The 20,883-nt window shown below is 63.0% G+C and carries 15 protein-coding genes and 1 tRNA gene; 4 read left to right on the top strand and 12 right to left on the bottom strand.

Annotated elements, in window-relative coordinates:
• Positions 1-48: 48 nt before the first annotated feature.
• Positions 49-122 (top strand) — tRNA-Arg (locus ABIB44_RS10295).
• A 1,082-nt stretch (positions 123-1,204) separates the two neighbouring features.
• Here the strand turns inward: ABIB44_RS10295 and ABIB44_RS10290 are convergent.
• Positions 1,205-1,615, bottom strand: a complete 411-nt coding sequence (locus ABIB44_RS10290; RefSeq protein WP_354584576.1) for a hypothetical protein — start codon at positions 1,613-1,615, stop codon at positions 1,205-1,207.
• A gap of 295 nt (positions 1,616-1,910) precedes the next feature.
• On the opposite strand from ABIB44_RS10290, the gene ABIB44_RS10285 reads away from it, so the two are divergent.
• A complete protein-coding gene (locus ABIB44_RS10285; RefSeq protein ID WP_354584575.1) occupies positions 1,911-4,550 on the top strand; it encodes an MGH1-like glycoside hydrolase domain-containing protein in 2,640 nt (879 codons plus the stop codon).
• 308 nt (positions 4,551-4,858) lie between these two features.
• On the opposite strand, the gene ABIB44_RS10280 is transcribed toward ABIB44_RS10285, so the two are convergent.
• Together ABIB44_RS10280 and ABIB44_RS10275 are read right to left on the bottom strand one after the other, a co-directional pair.
• The gene (locus ABIB44_RS10280; RefSeq protein ID WP_354584574.1) at positions 4,859-5,935 is read right to left on the bottom strand and encodes a hypothetical protein; all 1,077 of its coding nucleotides are present in this window, start codon (positions 5,933-5,935) and stop codon (positions 4,859-4,861) included.
• A gap of 32 nt (positions 5,936-5,967) precedes the next feature.
• A complete protein-coding gene (locus ABIB44_RS10275) occupies positions 5,968-6,603 on the bottom strand; it encodes an ABC transporter ATP-binding protein (RefSeq protein WP_354584573.1) in 636 nt (211 codons plus the stop codon).
• Between the two features lie 188 nt (positions 6,604-6,791).
• Between ABIB44_RS10275 and ABIB44_RS10270 the strand changes: the two genes are divergently transcribed.
• Complete coding sequence (locus tag ABIB44_RS10270; RefSeq protein WP_354584572.1) at positions 6,792-7,712, top strand: carbon-nitrogen hydrolase family protein; 921 nt, start codon at positions 6,792-6,794, stop codon at positions 7,710-7,712.
• On the opposite strand, the gene ABIB44_RS10265 is transcribed toward ABIB44_RS10270, so the two are convergent.
• Together ABIB44_RS10265 and ABIB44_RS10260 are read right to left on the bottom strand one after the other, a co-directional pair.
• Positions 7,709-8,344, bottom strand: a complete 636-nt coding sequence (locus tag ABIB44_RS10265) for an MOSC domain-containing protein (RefSeq protein ID WP_354584571.1) — start codon at positions 8,342-8,344, stop codon at positions 7,709-7,711. The two genes, ABIB44_RS10270 and ABIB44_RS10265, sit on opposite strands and share 4 nt — an antisense overlap.
• Before the next feature lie 45 nt (positions 8,345-8,389).
• On the bottom strand, positions 8,390-8,926 hold the full coding sequence (locus tag ABIB44_RS10260; RefSeq protein WP_354584570.1) for a DUF1348 family protein: 537 nt from the start codon (positions 8,924-8,926) through the stop codon (positions 8,390-8,392).
• A 70-nt stretch (positions 8,927-8,996) separates the two neighbouring features.
• On the opposite strand from ABIB44_RS10260, the gene ABIB44_RS10255 reads away from it, so the two are divergent.
• Entirely contained in the window at positions 8,997-9,533 is a 537-nt protein-coding gene (locus ABIB44_RS10255; protein WP_354584569.1) for a YceI family protein, read from the top strand.
• Positions 9,534-9,885: 352 nt separating this feature from the next.
• On the opposite strand, the gene ABIB44_RS10250 is transcribed toward ABIB44_RS10255, so the two are convergent.
• From ABIB44_RS10250 to ABIB44_RS10220, 7 genes are all read right to left on the bottom strand, one after another.
• A complete protein-coding gene (locus ABIB44_RS10250; protein ID WP_354584568.1) occupies positions 9,886-10,860 on the bottom strand; it encodes a PorP/SprF family type IX secretion system membrane protein in 975 nt (324 codons plus the stop codon).
• Positions 10,861-10,944: 84 nt separating this feature from the next.
• Positions 10,945-15,837: a DUF8696 domain-containing protein gene (locus ABIB44_RS10245; RefSeq protein ID WP_354584567.1), complete on the bottom strand. Its 4,893-nt coding sequence runs from the start codon at positions 15,835-15,837 to the stop codon at positions 10,945-10,947.
• Between the two features lie 364 nt (positions 15,838-16,201).
• Positions 16,202-17,917 (bottom strand): PAS domain-containing sensor histidine kinase, encoded by a 1,716-nt coding sequence (locus ABIB44_RS10240; RefSeq protein WP_354584565.1) that lies wholly within the window; start codon positions 17,915-17,917, stop codon positions 16,202-16,204.
• Positions 17,910-18,251, bottom strand: coding sequence for a circadian clock KaiB family protein (locus tag ABIB44_RS10235; RefSeq protein WP_354584564.1), 342 nt, complete (start codon positions 18,249-18,251; stop codon positions 17,910-17,912). The genes ABIB44_RS10240 and ABIB44_RS10235 overlap by 8 nt, the downstream gene beginning before the upstream one ends.
• A 9-nt stretch (positions 18,252-18,260) precedes the next feature.
• Positions 18,261-18,563, bottom strand: a complete 303-nt coding sequence (locus ABIB44_RS10230) for a circadian clock KaiB family protein (protein ID WP_354584563.1) — start codon at positions 18,561-18,563, stop codon at positions 18,261-18,263.
• A 48-nt stretch (positions 18,564-18,611) separates the two neighbouring features.
• The gene (gene kaiC / locus ABIB44_RS10225; RefSeq protein ID WP_354584561.1) at positions 18,612-20,363 is read right to left on the bottom strand and encodes a circadian clock protein KaiC; all 1,752 of its coding nucleotides are present in this window, start codon (positions 20,361-20,363) and stop codon (positions 18,612-18,614) included.
• A 124-nt stretch (positions 20,364-20,487) separates the two neighbouring features.
• On the bottom strand, positions 20,488-20,715 hold the full coding sequence (locus tag ABIB44_RS10220; RefSeq protein ID WP_354584560.1) for a DUF1153 domain-containing protein: 228 nt from the start codon (positions 20,713-20,715) through the stop codon (positions 20,488-20,490).
• Positions 20,716-20,883 lie beyond the last annotated feature (168 nt).

The raw sequence follows: 20,883 nt of genomic DNA, 5'->3' as shown, positions 1-20,883 counted from the left end.
ACAGGCGGTTTTTATCCTCTTACCTTTGTGCTCCCAACAGGGAAAAATGGTTGTGTAGCTCAATTGGATAGAGCATCTGACTACGAATCAGAAGGTTTAAGGTTCGACTCCTTACACGACCACAGAAAACCCCATTCACAGCTCGTGAATGGGGTTTTTGCTTTTCCTTAGAACAGGATATCGGACAGTCAAGCATGACCGGGGCTAAAAAGGGAAAGTTTTTTCAGGCTTATCCCACGCAGATTATACTTTTCTTTTGCCCTGGGAAATTAGTTGCCAACCCGTTTTTTCGGCATTCCGGGCCACTTCCAGATTGGGATGCCCCTTTTTCGTGGTATTGGCCGCTAGCGCTTTTGCTAGTGGGCGGCGGGTGCTGCCGCGCTCTCAACAGGCTTCGGCTACGATTGCGCCCTGGTGCAGCGGCGGATTAGCGGGCGCTCAAGGCGGCGTAAACTTCCTGCCTAGGCAGGTGGGAGTAGGCGAAGAATTCCCGGATGGAAACCAGGACGCGGCCGGCCTAACCGAGTTGCACCCAGCTGTGCTGCTACAGCCGCTGCTGTTTTCGGGCCGATGCAAACCCGGCACACAGTGGGTACTCCTGGGATATGGTTGGCTAGGTGAATATGCAACCCGTCAAACAGCGCAGCAGGCTCAGGTGCTAAAATTTTACAACTGATTCGGAAATTCTCTGGGTGCTTTTATTCCAAGCAGGCAGGGGTGCAGCGGTGATGGGTGTGATTCCACTTCGCCACGGGGGTGCTCGGCAACAGCGCGTGAGTTGCCAGCCAAGATGCTGGCGGCAAACGCTACCGATGCTACAGTTGCTCCATTGGCGCGGATGAGACATGTCGTGATGGCGACCGGCGGCCCCCTGGCTTTTGCCCGCTCCCACGAGCCGGTTTTTATGGGCCACCCGCCTGGAGCACCCGAGGGGCCAGTTTTGGACGGGCGGAACCCGCCCCAGTCAGGCATTAGGCTATAATGGGTGATGCATGTGGGCATTGCACATGGTGCTACCGCGCTCAGGGAATAGGCCTGTCTTCAGCCAGTGTACCGGCCCGAATGTGGCGCTTGCGCAGGCGTAGCCTACAATCTTGTCTTTAGTGATTAAATTCTTTGACAGCATAGCCATATGAGTCATTCTGCCGCCTTTGGTCATTTTGCTGTCGTGGCTCGTTTTGTCCGACTTCCTCATGCCGGTGGCCTACGCGGCCCGGCGGCTGGTGCAGCTCATCCCTCGCCGGTGCGCCCACACGATGCCGGCCAGTGCCAGCGCTGCACCAAGCAGGGGCAGCGCCGGCATGTGGCCCCCCAGCAGCAAATACCCGGCCGGCACGCCCACGATTTGGGCCAGCTTCAGGGCCTGAGATACTACGCAGGCCCGGTCCGGTCCCACCCCAAGCGCGCCCACCCAATAGCCGAGCGAGTTGCCCAGCAAACCAGTCAGCACGCCCAAGCCCAGATTCAGCACCCCCGGCATCATGGTCGCCAACGACTCGGCCCGGACCCAGGTGAGGCCAATGAACGCGGCAACGCAGGCCACGGCCAGCGCCGTACGCAGCCCGGTCCGCCACCCGCGCTGAACCGGCCCGCTGGGTTGGGCGGAAACGGGCAACCGAAACAAGCGAAGGCGGATAAGAGCAAATGCGGGAGGTAAGGCGAAGGGAGACATGGCGCAGCATCGTTTGGTTGAGCAGTTCGACGGCGGTCATCCCCTTTTCTTACAGTACTTTTTGACAAGAAAGCCAACTTTTTAAAATAGTGATAAGTAGATGTAAGCAGTTGGTTTATCAAACGTCTGGCGGGGTACCAACAAGGCATTATTCACTGGTTCAGGTACCCGGCCGGGTGCGCCAACCGTTTCGTTTAGTCCTACTGAAAACGCTGTTTGCTTATCGCTCATCGAAAACATGACCGCCGAACACCAACGCCTCGCCGAAGCCAATGCCAACCAGACGCGCTGGCGCCAGTTTGGCCCCTACCTCTCGGAGCGGCAGTGGGGCACGGTGCGCGAGGACTACTCGACCCATGGCCACGCCTGGGACTACGTCACCCACGACATGGCCCGCTCCTACGCCTACCGTTGGGGCGAGGACGGACTGGCCGGCGTGAGCGACGACCAGCAGCTGCTGTGCCTGGCCCTGGGCCTGTGGAATGGCCAGGACCCCATCCTGAAAGAGCGTCTTTTCGGCTTGAGCGGCCCCGAGGGCAACCACGGCGAGGACGTAAAGGAGCTGTACTACTACCTCGACAACGTGCCCACGCACGCCTACATGTGCATGCTCTACAAGTACCCGCAGCACGCGTTTCCCTACGAGTGGCTGGTGCGGGAAAATGCCCACCGGGGCCGCGAAAAACCTGAATTTGAGCTGCTCGACACGGCCATTTTCCACGACAACCGCTACTTCGACGTGTGCGTGGAATACGCCAAAGCCAGCCCCGACGACCTGCTGATGCAGATAACCGTGAGCAACCGCGGCCCCGAAGCGGCCACCCTGCACGTGCTACCGCAGCTGTGGTTCCGCAACACCTGGGCCTGGGGCCTCGACGACAGCCGCCGGCCCCAGCTCGAGGCCACCCAGGATGGCGGCGCCATTGCTGCCCAGCACGCCCGGCTGGGCTACCGCCACCTGTATTGCGACCAGGACCCCGCCCTGCTGTTTTGCAACAACGAAACCAATGCCGCCCGGCTGTTTGGGGCCGCCCCCGCCCCGGCCACCGGCCAATACTACAAAGACGGCATCAACGATTACGTGGTGCATGGGAAGCACGCCGCCATCAACCCCGCCCAGACGGGCACCAAGGCGGCGGCGCATTACGTGCTGACCATTGCTGCCGGCGCGAGCCAGGTGGTGCGCGTGCGCCTGGGCGCGGCCGACCTGGCCCAGCCGTTTGCCGATTTCGACCAGCTGCTGCTGCTGCGGCATCGGGAAGCCGACGACTACTACGCCGCCGTGCAAGCCCGCCTAGCCGACGCCGACGCCCGCCGGGTGCAGCGCCAGGCCTTCGCCGGGATGCTCTGGAGCAAACAGTTCTATTATTACGACGTGCCCCAGTGGCTGGCCGGCGACCCGGCCCTGCCGCCCCCGCCGGACGGGCGCCACCACGGCCGCAACGCCGCCTGGAAGCACCTCAACAACGCCGACATCATCTCAATGCCCGACAAGTGGGAATACCCCTGGTATGCGGCCTGGGACCTGGCATTTCACTGCGTGCCACTGGCCCAGCTCGACCCCGGCTTTGCCAAAAACCAGCTGCGGCTGCTGTGCCAGGACTGGTACATGCACCCCAACGGCCAGCTGCCGGCCTACGAGTGGAACCTGGGCGACGTGAACCCGCCGGTGCACGCCTGGGCCACCTGGCGGGTGTACAAGATGTGCCAGAAGCAGAACGAGGGCATCGGCGACCTTGAGTTTCTGGGCACCGTGTTCCACCGGCTGCTGCTGAATTTTACCTGGTGGGTGAACCGCAAGGACCGCGAGGGCCGCAACATCTTCGAGGGCGGGTTTCTGGGGCTCGACAATATTGGGCTGTTCGACCGCTCGGCCCCGCTGCCGGCGGGCTCCTACATCGAACAGGCCGACGGCACCAGCTGGATGGCCATGTACGCCCTGAACATGATGCGCATTGCCCTGGAGCTGGCCCAGACCCAGCCCATCTACCAGGATTTGGCCAGCAAATTTTTCGAGCATTTCCTCTACATCGCCGGGGCCATGACCAACATGGGCAACGAGGAAATGGACCTCTGGGACGACGAGGACGAGTTTTACTACGACGTGCTGCACACGCCCGACCGGGGCCGCCAGTTCCTGAAAACCCGCTCGCTGGTGGGGCTCATTCCACTCTTTGCCGTGGAGGTGCTCGACGATGAGGTGCTGGCCGCCGTGCCCCAGTTCGCGGCCCGGCTGCAGTGGTTTCTGAAAAACCGACCCCTTTTGGCCGAGCAGGTGAGCCGCTGGCAGGAGCCCGGCATGGGCCAGACCCACCTGCTGAGCCTGCTACGCGGCCACCGCGTGAAACGCCTGCTGGCCCGCGCCTTGGACGAAGCCGAATTCCTCTCCGACTACGGCATCCGCTCGCTGAGCAAATACCACCAGGACCATCCCGTGTGCCTGCACCTCGCCGGCCGCGACTTCACGCTGCACTACGAGCCGGGCGAATCGGAAACCGACCTGTTTGGCGGCAACTCCAACTGGCGCGGGCCCATCTGGTTTCCCACCAATTTCCTGCTTATTGAGTCGCTCCAGCGGTTTCACCACTACTACGGCGACGATTTCAAGGTAGAATACCCCACCCGCTCCGGTCGGTTCTGCACCCTGCTCGAAATCGCCGATGCGCTGAGCGGCCGCCTCACCAAGCTGTTTTTGCGCAACGAGGCCGGCGTGCGCCCCGCCCTGGGCCCCCACAAGCAGCTGCAAAACGACCCGCACTTCCGCGACTACCTGCTCTTCCACGAATACTTCCACGGCGACACCGGCCGGGGCCTCGGGGCCAGCCACCAAACCGGCTGGACCGGCCTCATCGCCAAACTACTGCAGCCCCGCGCCTAAGGCCGCCCTGATGCGCAAAATCAGGCGATTATTCCGGACAAAACCTTGTCCAGCAGTTGGTTGAGCACCTGCACTTCGTCGGTAGTGATGCACTTGAGAATATCGTTGAGAGCCGTCATTTTAGTACCAATCTCGCTCAGGGATGTTGGTTCGTAAGTGATGCTAGTTATTTAGGCAAGGCTGGATTGGACGAAAAACCCATCAGAATTGATGATGTACCCGGTGCGGGCCTTGGTTAAACGCCGGGTTCAGAAGTCAATTGGCCCATTTGCAAACACGGTATGCGCCTTCCCAGCTGCTACTCACAATCACCGGTATCGGTAGAGCAGCACCCCGGCAGCCAGGAAACTGCCGAGGGCCAGCAGACCGGTCAGCGCAAATAAGTTGGCCAGGAGCATGAAAAGAAACAGGCCGACTACGAGGCGCAGGTAGAACGTCATGTGCTGGCCCGTCCAGTAGAGCACCGCGCGCAGGAGCAGGGTGACGCCCAGTAGCAAACCAGCCGCCGTCAGGCCGGTACCGAGTTCGTTCGCCGTTAGCAGCCACGCGAGCTCGGGAAGTAACAGGACGCCGTACAGCAGCACTTGCTGGCCGTAGGCCTGCCCCCGTCCATACGGCAGGTTGCGCACGAAGGGCAGGTAAAACAACTCGAAATCGGCCGCTTGGAAGACCAGCACGACGTGCCCGAACGCACAGCAAAGCGCAATCAGGCCCGCTAACCTCCCATCGGTGCGGGCGTCCGAAAAGGCCAGGAGCAGCAACGTACTACTCGCTGCGGATATTAGTTTGGTGATGAGATAGGTGAGGCGCTTGGTCGCGATGATTTCGTACAGAAACAGGCTGAACAGCGGTTTGGGCCAGTTGCGGGCCCAGGTGAGCCCCGCGCGCTTATCCGGTTTTCCCACCGGGTAGTTGAGCCGGTGCGTGTAGTAGCACGCCCCGGCCACCGTGAGCCCCAACAGGTACCCGGGCAGGAGCACGGGCACTAGCCGGTGCTGGAAAACAACCCCAACGACCATGGCATACAGGCACAGGACCACCACCGGCAACAGGATAACTCCCTGGACTACCGACCAGGACGCTACCTGCCGGGACCACGGCAGGGCCGTGCTGCTGTAGGCGAGAAACTGCACATCGGCACTTTTCAACCGCCCCGCCACGTAGTGCCAACTCTTGAGGCTGTAGAGCAAGCAGACGCCGAGCAGCACGGCCACCCCGATGGGGTCGCTCACCGAGAGAATAACCAGCCGAAAGCCGTTCTCGAGAATCTGCGCCTCCGTGAGGTGGTTCTGGTTGGGCACCCGGGTCCAGAAGAAATTCACGAACACCACCAGAAACAGGGAAATCAGCCAGCCCGTGTGCTCCTGGTAAAAACCGCGGGCCACGACGTTGAGCAAAACGCGCGTCAGAGGTTTTCTCATCCGACGTGACGCAGGGTCGCGTGTTCGAGGAGCAGGTGCTGCACGTTCGGCAGCGCTTCTGCCGCGAAGGCCTGGTGAGAGGAAAGCAGGAAGCTCGTGCCCTGCTGGGCGTGCTGGCGGACTATCCACGCACACAGCACTGGAATGGCTGCCGCGTCCAGAGTGGTCAGCGGCTCGTCGAGCACGATGCAGGCCGGTTGGCCGAGAAACGCCAGAACCAGGGACAGTTTCTTGAGCATCCCACTCGAATAGGTGCCGACTGGTTCGTTCACGTAGGACGTCATGTGCAGGCCTTCCAGGTAAAAATCCTCTTGGTTAGGCGGGCCATTCTTGGCTGCCCGGAATAGGTAAATCAGTTCGATTCCGGTTAGAAACTCGGGAAACACGGGTTCGGCTTCGGCAAAATTGACGAGGCGGCGGTAGGCCACCGCCTGCTTTTTGACGCTCAACTGCCCCGCCAGTAGGATATCGCCCTCAAACGGCGTGATGCCGGCAATGGCCTTGAGCAGGGTACTCTTGCCCGAACCATTGGCTCCCTGAATCCAATAAGTACCACAGGAAAAGGCGAAGGAATTGATGCGCAGCACCGCCCGCCCGCGATAGGACTTGCTAAAATTAGTGAGTTGCAACATTCATTAGCAGGAAAAAAGATAGTAACCGCAAGCTGGTCATCCCCGCTCACAATAAACCAGTGGGAGGCCAGCCGAGTGCTCAACGCTCGGACCGAACCTTTAATTTTAAACAAGGCAATTACGAACCGCACGCCACGATGACTGGTCGGGGGCCTGACCACGGCGGATAACCCCTTTTCTTTACCGCCATGTTGCTAACCATCGCGGCCGTGCAGGCTGCCCCCGTTTACCTCGACCTGCCCGCTTCGCTGGCCAAGGCCGAAACCCTCATTGCCCAAGCTGCCGCGCAAGGCGCGAAACTGGTGGTATTTCCCGAAACCTGGCTGCCCGGCTACCCGGCCTGGCTCGACTGCTGCCGCGACGTGAACCTCTGGGACTCGCCGGCCGTGAAGCAGGTGTACCGGCGCTTGTTCGAGAATAGCGTGGTAGTGCCCGGCCCCGTGACGGAAGCCCTCGGCGCGGCGGCCCGCGCCCACGGCGTGGTACTCAATATCAGTGTACACGAGCGGGTGCTGGCCGGTCCCGGCCGGGGCACGCTCTACAACACCATGCTCACCTTCGATGCCGACGGCACGCTGGCCCTGGCCCACCGCAAGCTGATGCCCACCTACACCGAGCGCCTGCTCTGGGGCCAGGGCGACGGCCGCAGCCTGCACGCCGTGAACACCGCCGTGGGCCGGCTGGGCGGCCTCATCTGCTGGGAGCACTGGATGCCGCCGGCCCGCCAGCGCCTACACGAGTCGGGCGAGGACATCCACGTCGCGGCCTGGCCCCAGCTCAAAGAAATGAACCTGGTGGCCAGCCGCCACTACGCCTTTGAGGGCCGCTGCTTCGTGGTGGCTGCCGGCGCGATTATGCAGGTGCGCGACCTGCCCGCCGAGTTGGAGCCCACGCCCGACCTGGCCGCCGACCCCGCTGCCTTCGTGTTGCGCGGCGGCAGCGTCATCATCGGCCCCGATGGCACCGTTCTGGCCGGCCCGGTGTATGATGAGGAACTGATTCTGACCGCCGAAATCGACCTGGCTCGCCTGCCAGAGGAGCGCATGACGCTGGACGTGGCCGGGCATTATTCGCGGCCCGACGTGTTTGGACCAGGGGCCACGAGCTAAGCATAGCCGCCGAACTGCCGTTTCAGCGAGGCGGGCAGGTACGGCAGGGACAACAGTTTGGCCAGCAAATCGGGTGAAGCGGTGCGGGTGAGAATGACTTGCCCCACCTCGTGGATGGTGATGGCCGTGGCCGCCGCTTCGAGCAGCTCGATGGTATCGCCGGCCTGCACGGTGCCGGCCGCTTCCACCCGAAAGTAGATGCCGGTGCGGCCTTCGCGGGCGAAGCGGGCGGCCATGTGGGGGTCGTCGAAGCGGGCATTGAGCTTGAAGCAGGGCTGGCGGGGCTGCACGGCCCGCAGCCGGGCGGTACCCACCCGGAACAGGTCGCCGACGCGCACCCCGGTTTCGGGCAGGCCCTCGGTGGTTAGGTTTTCGCCGAACAGGCCCGGCGTCCAGTCGGTGCGGGCGGGCAGCAGCGCCCGCCAGGCGGCGTAGTGGGCGGCATCGTAGGCGTACACCGCTTTGTCGGGACCACCGTGCACTGTCAGGTCGGCCTGCTCGTCGCCGGCCAGATTGTCGGGCTCAATGGCCACCGGGCCAGCCGTGGGCGTTTTGAAGATGGCGGTGGTGAAGGCGCGGCCGCCCCACTCCACAATGCGCGGCCGGCCGACGTTGATGGAAGTAAGCTGCATGAATAAAGCAGGACTGATGAAAGAGCAAAAGAACGGGTTGGCGGCTCAGCGCAGTTGCCGCTCGTCTTCCCGAATGGCCAAGTCGTTGATGCTGGCGAAGCGGCGCTGCATGAGGCCGTTGGGGGCAAACTCCCACAGCTCGTTGCCGTAGGCGCGCCACCACTGCCCAGCCGCATCATGGTATTCGTATTCGAAACGCACGGCCATGTGGTTTTCGCGGAAACCCCACAGCTCTTTTTTGAGCTTGTAGTCCACCTCCTGCAATTGCATGTCGGCGCACTTCCCGCCGATGACAATCGTGGGGACGTTGCTGTTGATGATGATAGCCATGATGGAGGCATCGGCGACGCGCAGCCCGGCGATGCCGCGCACCCGGAGGGCGTCATCGACCACGGCCAGCGCATCGTGGCTCATTTTGCAGGTGCCCACGGGGTGGTAAATGGTCATCGTGTAGTCGCGGATGAAGTTTTCGAGGGCTTCGGGCGTCGTCACGTCGGGGCCGGGGAGGTGGCGCTCGCCACGGTAGGGGGAGAAGGCGGGCTGCTCGGCGATGGCGGCAGCTACGCTTGAACTGGCGGGCAACCCGGCTTGTTTCTGAATTGAAAATCAGGAACGAGCCGGATTACTTTTCCACTTCCCTCCCACTCCACTCATGCACTTCCTCCGTCCCCTTGCTGCCAAAGCCGCCCTGCTGCTTGTGCCTGCCGCCAGTCTACTCGCCGGTAGCTGGAACCTCGACCCTGGCTACACCATTAAGTTTGCGGGCGGCCGGGCCGAGGGTACTTTCTCGGGCCTCACCGGCACCGTCGCCTACGACCCCGCCAACCTGAGCAGCGCCACGATGCGCGTGGCCGTGGACGCGACGACCATCAAAACCGGCAACTCCCTGAAAGACAAGCACGCTCGCGGCGACAGCTGGTTCGACGTAGCGAAGTACCCTAAAATCTATTTCCAGTCCACGGCGTTTGACCGCGCCGGCAGCGGCTACGTGGTGCGCGGCGACCTGACCCTGCACGGCGTGAAGAAACCGGTGGCCATCCCGTTTCAATTTAGCCAGCAGGGCGACAAGGGCGTGTTCACCGGCGAGTTTAAGGTAAACCGCAAGGACTTTGGCATCAACGGCAATGCGCTGGGCTTCACCGTCGGGGAAGAGTTTGACGTGGCGCTGCGGGTACCGGTCAAGCGCTAGCGCCGCATTGAGGGCTTTTTGGAGCTGGCCGGGCGGGGCGAGCATGGGCAAAAACTTGCACCCGCTGGCCGCTCATGTCAAAGCCGGCAGCCGCAAAAGTGTCGGGCGGTGGTGTAAACGTAGAACCGTCGTTCGCCGCCGCTGAAGTAATCAAACAGGTGATTTCCGAGCCTTATACGACCATCAAAAAAGACCTCCGCATCGCGCGAAGGGCCTTTTTATTTTCCATTGACCCCAGATTTCAGCTGACTCCGGCAGGGTTTGCTGAAAACGGATGGAGCCGTCAGAATGGGATGGCTGTTTTTCATCAACAGCATTTCGCTACCCACCTAAAGCTCCAATGGGCAAGAACTTACCAGAATCGGTTAGTGCACACCACCTGGGCTTTTTTCTTGAGCCGCAACCCCAGCAGCACCTCGTGGCTGCCCCCGTTGTAGCCGGCCAGTTTAGAGAAGCCGGCATCGTAGGAATAGCCCAGCGTGAACTGCTCGTAGCTGACGCCCGCCATCCCCACCACCGAGTCGAAGGCCCGCCAGGAAGCGCCCACCCACAGCAGGTCCTGGTACTTGAGCTTGGCGTTGAGGTCGACCGAGAGCGGGGCCGGGTTTACGGCTTTAACCAGTACCGACGGCACCAGCGACCAGTCATCGTCGAGCGGCAGGCGCACCCCGGCCGTGGCGAAATAGTGTCGTTTCAGGGTGTTGCCCGTGCCGGCGTCTACCGAGTTGGGCCCGTAGGAGAAGTTGAGCTTGTTGCCCAGCAGTTGCGCCCCCGACAGGCCCGCGTAGAATTTAGAGCTGTACAGCCACACGCCCACCGTCCCGTCCAATACCCGCGACGCGGCACTGGCCGCTACGGTGGTGGGGTCGAAAAAGCGCAGCTGCTGCCCATCGACGGCAAACTGCTGCATGCCGGCCGACACGCCCAAGGCCAGCCGAAGGTCGGGGGTTAACAGCAGATTATAGGCGTAGGAAACGTAGGCCCCAGTGCGGCTCGTAGGCCCGGTCACGTCGTTATACACGAGCCCCCCCACGGCATGAAACGGCCGGCGGCGGTCGTTGATGGTGCGCTTGGGGGTACTGCGCCACTTGCCCAGCGAGGAGCTGATGCTGGCGTAGTAGGTTTTGGGTGCCCCCTCCAACCCCGTCCACTGGGTACGGTAGCTGAATTTAACGTCAATGTAATCCTCCACCCCGGTGGCCCCCGGGTTCAGGATGTAGTTATTGTTCATGTACTGGCTGTACTGCGCCTGCTGCTGGGCCTGGGCGGGCGCGTTGGCCAGCAGCATCAGCAGGGGGAGCAGCAGTAGCGGTAAGGCTTTTTTCATGGCAGCAGTTAGCTTATTGACTATCTGAGAAGCAAGGAATACGGCTTCGGCAAACAAACCCCGGATTAGCCGGGCGCATGGTTGTTAGTACAAAACCGTAATCGACCCGCTGTAGGACTTGCCCAGCGGCCCCTTCGTGACGACGACGTAGTAGTAGGTACCCACCGGCGCGGGTTGGCCGTTAATATCTCCGCGCCACTCATTGGCCCGGCTGTAATTATCGACCGAGAAAATCCGGTTGCCCCAGCGGTTGAACACGGTCACCGTGTTGTCGGGAAATTGCTCGATGAACTCAATCTGCCAGGTGTCGTCGCGCCCGTCGCCGTTGGGCGTGAAGGCGTTGGGAATGCGAATGGGCGGGCGCACAGTCACTGTTACTTCGTCGGAATCGGCGCAGCCCCCGGCTCCGGCCGATAGCGTGTAGGTCGTGGTCACCGTTGGGGAGGCCAAGGGCTGCAGCCGGTCGCTGCCCAAAAAGGTCAGCCCCGTGGTCGGCGTCCACGTCACAGGGTAGGTGCCATCGGCGCGGCCATCGAGCTTCACGGACGTGCCGGCCAGTATCTCCTTGTCGGGGCCGGCATCCACGTCAACCGGCGGACTGATGCGCACCGCCACGCCATTGGAAACGGCCGTCACCGGCTGTCCGCACCCGTTAGTGGTGTTTATCCGCAGCGTCACAATCTGGCCCTGGCGCAGGGTCGTGCTCGTGAAAACCGGGGTCGTGGCACCCGCTACGGCGCTGCCGTCCACCAGCCACTGATAGGTGGGAGCCGGGCCGACGTTGGTCACACTGCCGAGGCTGAACGTGAGCGGCGCGCCCGGACAAACGGGCCCGCCCGGCTGCACGTCAATGGCCAGCGTGGGCAACGGCGTCGACGTCTGAACTACCGTAACGGTGGCCGTGGCTACGCCCGTGCTGCACAGCCCCACCGTGGGCGTCACCTCCACCCGAACCTGGTCGCCGGTAACCAGCGTGCTGCTGGTGAACGTAGGCCCGCTGGCCACCGCCACGTTGTTGACGAACCAGCGGAACGTGGGCGCGGTGCCCGCGTTGGTGGGCACGGCCGTGAAGGCCAAGGGGGTGCCGGGGCACTGCACGGGCGGGGCCGCCAGGGTCACGCCGGTCGTTACCAAAGGCGTCACGGTGATGGTGACCACGTTGGAAACATCGGTGGCACAGGTGCCGGTGCCCGACGTTACCCGCCGCCGGTAATAAGTAGTGGCCGGGAGCGGGCCGGGCGCATACGTCGGGCTGGTAGCCCCACCAATGGCCGTCCAGTTTACATTATCGGCCGAGGATTCCCACTGGTAGGCAAACGTGCCCGTGCCCCCCGAGGCCGCGCCGCCGCTACTGAGCGGAGCCGGCGTAGCGCCAGCACAGATGCCCTGGTCGGCGGCAATACTTCCGGCAACGAGGGCCGGCAGCACCGTCAGCACAACGGAAGGCGAGTATTCCGGACCGCAAGGCCCCGACGTCACGCGGCGGCGGAAGTAAGTAGTGGCCGTGAGCGGGCCGGGCGCGTAGTCGGCACTGGTGGCCCCGGCAACGGCCGTCCAGGTGGCATTATCCGCGGAGGATTCCCACTGGTAGCTGTAGCTGCCCGTGCCCCCACCCGGGCCCGCCGTGCCGGTGAGGGCAACGGGGGTAGCACCCGGGCACAGCGTCTGGTTGATGCCAATGGTACCGGCTGTCAGCGCCGGAGCCACGGTGATGGTCACCACGTTGGAAAAAGCCGGGGCACAGCCGCTGCCCGCGTTGGCCCGGCGGCGGTAGTAGGTAGTCACGCTCAGCTGGCCCGGTGCATACGTCAACCCGGTAGCTCCACCTATCGCCGTCCAGGTCACGTTATCCGTCGATGCCTCCCATTGGTAGTCAATGGGGCCCGCACCACCCGTGGCGGGGGCTCCACTGGTAAGGGGCACCGGGGTGCCGCCCGCGCACAGGGCCTGGTTAGTGCCAATAGTACCGGCCGTCAGGGCGGGGGCCACAATCAGGGTCACCACATTGGAGGGCGCAGTAGTGCAGGCCCCGGAACGGACCTGGCGGCGGAAGTACGTGGTGGCCGCGAGCGCGCCGGGCACGTAGTCGGCACTGGTGGCCCCGGCAATGGCCGTCCAGTTGGTATTATCCACCGAAGATTCCCACTGGTAGGCAAACGTGCCCGTGCCGCCGCCCGCCGGGCCGGCGCTGGTGAGCGGGGCCGGCGTGGTGCCGGCACAAACCGTCTGGTTGGCGGCAATGCTGCCGGCCGTTAGCGCGGGCAGCACCGTCAGCACCACGGAGAGCGAGTAGTACGGGCCGCAAGGCCCCGATGTAACCCGGCGTCGGAAGTAGGTGGTGGCCGCGAGCACGCCCGGCGCGTAGCCGGCGTTGGTGGCTCCGGCAATGGCCGTCCAAGTGGCATTATCCACCGACGACTCCCACTGGTAGACAAACGTACCCGTGCCGCCACTAGTCGCCACCGTGCTAGTGAGGGCAGCCGGGGTGGCCCCCGGGCACAGCGTCTGGTCGGGGCCGATGGTGCCGGTTACCAGCGCCGGCGTCACGGTAATGGTGACGACATTGGAGATGGCCGGGGCGCAGGCACTGCCCGCGCTGGCCCGACGCCGGAAATAGGTGGTGGTGTTTAGGGCACCCGGCGCATATGTCGGCCCGGTGGCCCCGCCAATAGCGGCCCAGGTCACATTATCCGCCGACGATTCCCACTGGTAAGCAATAGCGCCGCTGCCACCGCCGGCATCGCTGACGCTGGTGAGAGGCACCGGCGTAGCGCCAGCGCAGAGGGCTTGGTTGGCGGCGATACTACCGGCTACCAGAGCGGACGTCACCGTAATGGTGACAGTGTTGGTCGGGGCAGTGGTGCAGGTACCGGAGCGCACCTGACGGCGGAAATACGTGGTGGCCGCCAGCGAACCGGGCGCGTAGGCCTCGGCCGTCGCGCCGGCAATGGGCGTCCAGGCAATATTGTCCGGCGAGGATTCCCACTGGTAGGCAAACGTGCCGCTGCCGCCCGTGGCCGGAGCGGTGCTCGTGAGTGGTGCTGGCGCGCTGCCGGCACATACGGTTTGGTCGGCGGCGATGGTGCCGGCCGTTAGGGCCGGTAGCACGGTAATGGCTACCGAGGCGGTAAAGGTGGGGGTACAGTAAGGGCCTGCGCCGCTGGGTAGCAGCAGCTGCACGCGCCGCCGGAAATAAGTCGTGCCAACCGGCAGATTTGTCGGCTGATAGCTGGCACTGGTAGCCCCAGCGATAGGGCTGAAAGCAACATTATCCGTTGATGATTCCCACTGGTAAACGAGCGGCAAGCCGGCATCGCCCGAAGCACTGATGGTGCTGGTGAGCGCGGCCGGCGCGGTTCCGGCGCACAGCGTCTGAGGGGCAGCAATACTACCGGGTACCGGCAAATCTGGCACCTGGATGGAGCCTGAGCTTTGGCGGCAAAAACACGCGGTCGTGATGCGTAGCGTCACGATGTAGTTGCCGGGCGTAGCATAGATATGGACGGGATTCTCATTGGTCGACGTAGCGCCGTCGCCAAACGTCCAAGCGTAGGTTTTCCCGTCGAAGTCAATGGGCGGGGCCTTAAAAGAGATTTGCCGGCAACCCGTTATCTCCGCCGAAGGGCCCACGCGCAGCAGGGAGCTTTGGTTGAAATTCACCAAACCCAAGCCACTCAGGCGACTGCCCCCCAGCTTCAGGCTATCATCGGCGTAGCGGGCCTTGGCCCCCAGCGAGTCGGGATAGGCAATGAAGCCCAGCGCGGGCTGGTTGTCGCGGGCCACGTAAATCTTGCCATCGGGCGCGGCCTGCATCGAGCCCAGGTCGGCGGGGGGGACCTTCTGCTTGAGGGGAATGACCTGCCTGGTAACCGGTCCATTGCCGCCAATATTGAATTGCAGCAGCTTGGACGGGTTGCGCACCGTGGCGTAGAGGTAGCTGCCAGCCGAAAACCCGACTCCATAATATTTCCCTTCGCCACGGTCCACGATGTACGGAACCTGCGGGTTGGCGCTCACCTGACCCGTGCTGGTGTTGAATCCAAACAGCTCGACCGTGCTGCTGCCGTCACCCAGTACTTCGCTGTAGCGGGCCAGGGCCAGCCGCTGGCCATCGGGAGTTACCTTCATCTGGCCTTTATAGCCCACGGGCGACTCGCTCGGCGCGTGCAGACTGCCGATGACCGAACGAATGGCGATGGTGTCTACGCCGGTACCCAGGCGCACTCGGTAGGCCAGAAAAGCATCGCCCCGGTTATTATTGCCAGTCTTAGCATCGCCCCAGCCGTGCGTGATAACCCATATATCGCAGCCGTTTTTATGGAATACACCCGTTAGCTTCTCCGCCGTACCGCGGGCCAAAGGCTTGTTTTTAGCTATGACGGTGCCCTTTCTATTACCCGCAAGAAACTCTATTTCCGAGTAGCTCAGGCCCACGGTGCTATTCAGGGTGAATATTAGGTAGCGCATCGGTTGGCCCTTTGTAACTACTCCCGGCATCTTGAGGGGCAGGGGGCCGTCAGTGGTAGTGCTGTCGCCAGCCAGCCCCCTACCATTGGTCATCACGGTGCCGTCGCCGTTCCAAACGGTTTTGCCGTTGCTGTAGAAAAGGATGTTGCCAGTGCTATCCGACATCACCCCCGAGCCGGCAGGGGCATCCATCGCCCCATTCGTGAGCACCTTGGGCAGCGAGTTGGCAGAGGCCTGGTTGAAGTCCAGCCCCGCCTTAAAGCCGAAATACCAGGTGTTGGCAAACTTCTCATCGGCCGCGCACTCCGGGGGCGGCGTGCCCTGCGCCAGCGCCGTCATGCCCGCGCTGCTTAGCAGCAGGAGCAGCAGCGTCAGCAGCCAACTCATTGCCGGGCGCACCCGGCGGCCGCAATACTCACCGCCGGCGCGGGCCATTGGGCCAGGCGTAGCGCTAAGCGAGGAGAAAGTATTAGCAGTAAAAGGGGCAGTGTGCGATAGCTCTGCGGGCATAGTGAGGCAGGTAAGGAAGCAGACAGGCGAGCGGATACCCCGAAAGTGAAGCACGGTTCGCCGTACTCAGGAACGAAACCTGATGACCAGTTACTACTAAAGAAAGCGCTACCAACCGGTTTTAGTAAAACTACGCACTGCCAGCCAGTATTGTGCAAGCCAGTACCTGGAAAGTGCTGATGCCCGACGAAATACCCGGGGTAATATGCTCGTAGGAAAGAGCTTGGCCCGGCTCGGTTGGCTCAGCGGCTCGGTTCCAGCGTGCGCCGGGTTGGGTATCGCCTAGCACGGGGGCCACGCTAAATACGGCGTAGCCGCGGGAACACGTTTGATGCCCCTGCAACCGGTCGGCCCGGGGCCCGCATCAGCGGGCCGGGAAGTAGACCGTGAACGTGGAGCCCTGGTCCAGCTCCGACTGCACCGTGATGCGGCCGCCGACGTTTTCCACCATCTTTTTCACCATATAAAGCCCAATTCCCGAGCCCTCTACATGGTCGTGAAAGCGCTGAAACATCCCAAACAGCCGCTGCTCGTTGGCCGCGTTCAGCCCCAGGCCGTTGTCCTGCACTTCGAACACAGTGGCATCGGCTTCGGGCCAGGCGCGCAGGCGCACCCGCGGGGGCCGGTCGGGCGCATGGTACTTGAGGGCATTGCTGAGCAGATTGAACACCACGCTGCGCAGGTTTTTCTCCGAAAACGACACCGTCGGTACGGCTTGCACATCAATTTCCAGCTGCGCCTGAGTAGCGCGAATAAGCGGCTCCAAATCGAGCTGCACGTCGCGGATAACGGCGGCCAAATCCACGACTTCGTTGGGGTGGCCGTGTTCCTTTTGCAGCTTGCTCACGTCGGTGAGGTGGTCGATGGTGCGTTTGAAGCGGTTCACCGATTCCTGCATCAGGCCCAGCACGGGCTGCACTTCGGGGCTTTCGGGCAGGCCGGCGGGCAGCTCCTGACGCAGCACATCCAGCAGGCCCTCGATGTTGCTGATGGGCGCTTTAAGGTCGTGCGAAGCAGTGTAGATGAAGTTGTCGAGGTCGACGTTGGCGCGGGTGAGCTGCTCGTTGTTGTGGCGCAGCTCGCGCTGGGCCTCGTCGATGCGCTCCAGGGCCAGCTTCTGCTCGTGGATGTCGGTGCAGGTGCCAATCCACTGGATAATCTCGCCCTGCGCATTGCGCGAGGGCAGGGCCCGGCCCAGCATCCAGCGGTAGTCGCCGGCGGCGTTGCGGAAGCGGTATTCCACTTCATAGGGCTCGCCAGTGGCCAGGCACTCGCGCCACCGCTGCGCCGAGGCTACGTAGTCGAGGGGGTGCAGGTGTGCCGTCCAGCCATGGTCGAGCCCCACGGCATTTTCCTGGCCGATGTAGTCGAACCAGCGGCGATTGAGATAGGAGTTGATGCCCTGTGAAGTGGCCGTCCAGGCAATCTGCGGAATGCTTTCCAGCACCCGGGTGGCTTCGGCGGCGGCCTGCTCGCCGGCCCGGCGGGCGGCTTCTTTGCGCTTCAGCTCCTCATTCTGCTGGTCGAGTTGGGCGTTCTGCTCGGCCACGCGGGCCCGGATGGCGGTAATTTCGCGCCGGGCCGACAGGTCCGTCACAATCACGGCCAGCGCGGGCGTGTCGTTGAATTCGAGTACGTTCATGGCCACCGAAAACGGCACCAGGGCCCCGGCGGCGGTTTGCAGCGGCAATTCGCCCCGGCTGCGCGCCAGCCAGCTCTGGTGCAGCAGGCCGGCCCAGTAGGTGCGGTAGGTGGGCGGCACGAAGTCCTCGAACGCGCTGCCCATCACCTCGGCCAGTGGGCGGCCCAGCAGGCCAGCTAGGCAGGCATTGCAGTAGAGCACGAGGCCGGTTTCGCTCAGCAGCAGAGCCCCCTCATTCATCTGCTCGATGAGGGCCCGGTAGCTCTGGTCGGCCCCTTGCAGCGTGAAAATGCGCGGGCCTTCGGGGCTCTGCACGGCCAGCGCGTCCACCGCGCCGGTGCGGATGGCGTGAATCAGGTCCTGCGCTTCCTCCAGTTGCGCACGCAGCTCCTCGTTGGTGCGGGCCAGCTCAGCGGCGGTGGGTTGCGGCTCACTCATGGCGCGCAGTCCCATCGGCCGGCGGCTCAATTCCCAGGGCTCTCAGTACCCGCTCGCGGTCGGAGAGGTCGCCCACCAGCCGGCGCACCAGCCCGGGGCTGCGCTTAATGAGCGTGGGCACACCGATGAGGTCCTCCTGCTGGGCCAGCTCGGGCTGTTGGTACATGTCCACAATCAGCAGCTCGTAGCGCCCCTTCAGGTGCTCTTCGCAAAGGGCTTTGATGTTGCGCACGGCGCGTGTCGAGTTGGGCGTGGCCCCCGTGATGAACAGGTGCAGCACGTATTCGGGTGGGGTGGGTTCGGGCCGGGCCGAAGAGTCCGTGAGTGGGTCCATGGGCGGGGCTTATTTGCGAAGGGCTGGGCGTACGTCGAGGCCCACCAGCACCCGCTCCTCGTTCGAGAGGTCGCCGATGATTTTACGGATGGGCTCGGGCACTTTGCGCACCAGCGTGGGAATGGCGAGAATCTGGTCGCCCTCGGCCAGCTGCGGGTTCAGGAGCAGGTCAACTACTTCGAGCTTGTAGCGGCCTTTCAGGTGCTCTTCGCAGTAGCGCCGCAGGTTGGTGAGGGCCGCCACCGACTTGGGGGTCTGGCCGGCTACGTACAGGCGCAGTTCCCAGGTTTCTTCTTCGATGCTTTCTACCATTGCTGGGGCGATTAGGGCGAGTGCGCGGGCGCAGCCCGGCGATACAAATTATTGGCCGCTTTCGGTGGTGGGAGCGCTGCCGGGCCGGCCGGCCTTGGGCGGGTTAGCCGCCGTGATGCGCTGGTTGCCGCTGAGCAGCGTATCACGGCGGCTGTGCTCGTTGGAGCTGATTTGACGCAGCTCCTCCTCCACGCTTTCGAACTCGGTGCGCAGATTGGCGATGTTGGCTTCCAGCGTGCGGCGGCGGCGTTCCAGCTCGCGGTCGCGGCGGTCGGCTTCCTGATGGGCGGCCAGAATTTCGGCGTGCTCCTGCATCTGCTGGGTGAGGCGGCTGGCCCCGGTAACGATGCCGGTGGGCCCGAGCACCACATCCAGCAGCTCGACGCCGTGGCTGGTCACGATGAACTCACGCACTTGGTTGGAGTGCGCCATGCCGCGCGATTTCAAGATGCTCAGCCCGCGGTTGCGCTCGCCGATGCCCTCCAAATCGCGCACCGAAATCCAGGTATCGACCAGCGAGGACACGCCTTCCTCGGCCAATTCGGTGCGGCTTAGGCCGGTATTTACCAAAGCCGTGAACAGGGCGGTGATGTTGTTCACCTTTAGGAAGTCAATCAACCGGGTGAGCATGCTGCGCACCTCGCTCATGTTGCCCACCGAAATGAGGTTGGTGATGGGGTCGATGACCACGGCGTAAGGGTCGAATTCCTTCACCAGCTTGTGGATGGTGACGAGGTGGCGCTCCAGGCCATTGAGGGTGGGCCGCGAGGCTTCGATGCGCAACAGGCCCTGCGCCACAAACGGAGCCAGGTCGAGGCCCACCGAGCGCATGTTGCGAATCAGCTGCTGGGGCGATTCTTCGAACACGAACATCAGGCAGCGGTGGCCTTCGAGGCAAGTTTTGTGGACGAATGAGGCCGCCAGCGTGGTTTTGGCGGTGCCGGCCGTGCCGGTTACCAGCACGCTGCTGCCCCGGTAAAAACCACGCCGGCCAAACATCTCGTCCAGCGCCGGAATACCGCTCGAATCAATGTCGTCCGACACCCCGTAGTCGAGCTGCAGGGAAGTCACGGGCAGCACCGAAATGCCGTCTTCGGTGATGAGGTACGGGTATTCGTTGGTGCCGTGGGTGCTGCCCCGGTATTTCACGATGCGCAGCCGCCGGGTGGTAATCTGGTCGATTACCCGGTTATCAAGCAAAATCACGCAGTCCGACACATACTCTTCCAGGCCCTGGCGGGTGAGGGTGCCGTCGCCGCGCTCGGCGGTGATGACGGTGGTCACGCCCTTGTCCTTGAGCCAGCGAAACAGCCGGCGGATTTCCGAGCGCAGCACGCCCTGGTTGGGGAAGCCCGAAAACAGCGCCTCAATCGTATCGAGCACTACGCGCTTGGCCCCGATGCTGTCGATGGCATAGCCGAGCCGGATGAACAGGCCATCCAAATCGTACTCGCCGGTTTCCTCAATCTCAGAGCGGTCGACGTGCACGTGGTCGAGGCGCAGCAGCTTGCGGGCCTGTAGGTCCTTCAAATCGAAACCCAGCGACGCCACGTTGGCGGCCAGCTCGTCGGCGGTTTCCTCAAATGCCATGAGCACACCCGGCTCATTGAAATCGGTAATGCCCCGCACCAGAAACTCGATACCAAACAGGGTTTTGCCGCAGCCCGCGCTGCCGCAGACAAGCGTGGGCCGGCCCAGCGGCAGGCCGCCTTCGGTTATTTCATCGAGGCCGTCGATGCCCGTGGGGGTCTTGGGCAGCTGAGGTAGTGCAGGAGTGGCATCGGGCTGGAGTCTGGACATGAACAGAGGCAATGAGCCGCTAAAATAAGAGTCAAAAAAAGCCCGGCCGTGCTAGGCGCACAGCCGGGCATTCAGACGCAATACGTGGGCTAATGATTCCGGTTACCCCGGCTCAGTGCTCTTTTCAGCGGCGGCCGGCTTCAAACTCGCGCCAGTCGGCGCGGTGCGCTTCCAGCTCGGCGGGCGAGACGTGGTAGGCGGCGCAGGCTTCGTCGGCATTCAGCAGGCCCTGGTCCACGGCATTGAGCACGGCCCAGACTTTGAGCTTGCGCTCGGCCAGCTGCTCGGCGGTACCAGCGGACTGCGGGTGGCCGTCGGTATCGAAGAATTCGGGCGTGGCAAGGTTACTCATAGCGCTGGCAAGGTAGTCCGGCTACTATTAACGTAGCATGAATATTCATCGGATTGGCAATCGGGCCCGGAAGTTTATTTGCAGCGGCTGAAAAGCGGGCCGCAGGCAGCGCGGGCCGGGCCTTGAAAAAAGAGGTATATTCCCGACAGTAATTCCCCGCCCTACCCG

The organism is Hymenobacter sp. UYCo722 (assembly GCF_040547115.1).
Taxonomy (GTDB): Bacteria; Bacteroidota; Bacteroidia; order Cytophagales; family Hymenobacteraceae; genus Hymenobacter.
Note: the sequence above shows the minus strand (reverse complement) of the source record. Positions and strands in the feature narration are given on the sequence as shown.

Excerpts from the sequence above, each read along its gene's own strand:
- ABIB44_RS10285 (WP_354584575.1), top strand. The coding sequence starts at position 1,911 with ATGACCGCCGAACACCAACGCCTCGCCGAAGCCAATGCCAACCAGACG.
- ABIB44_RS10275 (WP_354584573.1), bottom strand. The coding sequence starts at position 6,603 with ATGTTGCAACTCACTAATTTTAGCAAGTCCTATCGCGGGCGGGCGGTG.
- ABIB44_RS10270 (WP_354584572.1), top strand. The coding sequence starts at position 6,792 with ATGTTGCTAACCATCGCGGCCGTGCAGGCTGCCCCCGTTTACCTCGAC.
- ABIB44_RS10265 (WP_354584571.1), bottom strand. The coding sequence starts at position 8,344 with ATGCAGCTTACTTCCATCAACGTCGGCCGGCCGCGCATTGTGGAGTGG.
- ABIB44_RS10255 (WP_354584569.1), top strand. The coding sequence starts at position 8,997 with ATGCACTTCCTCCGTCCCCTTGCTGCCAAAGCCGCCCTGCTGCTTGTG.
- ABIB44_RS10250 (WP_354584568.1), bottom strand. The coding sequence starts at position 10,860 with ATGAAAAAAGCCTTACCGCTACTGCTGCTCCCCCTGCTGATGCTGCTG.
- ABIB44_RS10245 (WP_354584567.1), bottom strand. The coding sequence starts at position 15,837 with ATGCCCGCAGAGCTATCGCACACTGCCCCTTTTACTGCTAATACTTTC.
- ABIB44_RS10240 (WP_354584565.1), bottom strand. The coding sequence starts at position 17,917 with ATGAGTGAGCCGCAACCCACCGCCGCTGAGCTGGCCCGCACCAACGAG.
- ABIB44_RS10235 (WP_354584564.1), bottom strand. The coding sequence starts at position 18,251 with ATGGACCCACTCACGGACTCTTCGGCCCGGCCCGAACCCACCCCACCC.
- ABIB44_RS10230 (WP_354584563.1), bottom strand. The coding sequence starts at position 18,563 with ATGGTAGAAAGCATCGAAGAAGAAACCTGGGAACTGCGCCTGTACGTA.
- kaiC (WP_354584561.1), bottom strand. The coding sequence starts at position 20,363 with ATGTCCAGACTCCAGCCCGATGCCACTCCTGCACTACCTCAGCTGCCC.
- ABIB44_RS10220 (WP_354584560.1), bottom strand. The coding sequence starts at position 20,715 with ATGAGTAACCTTGCCACGCCCGAATTCTTCGATACCGACGGCCACCCG.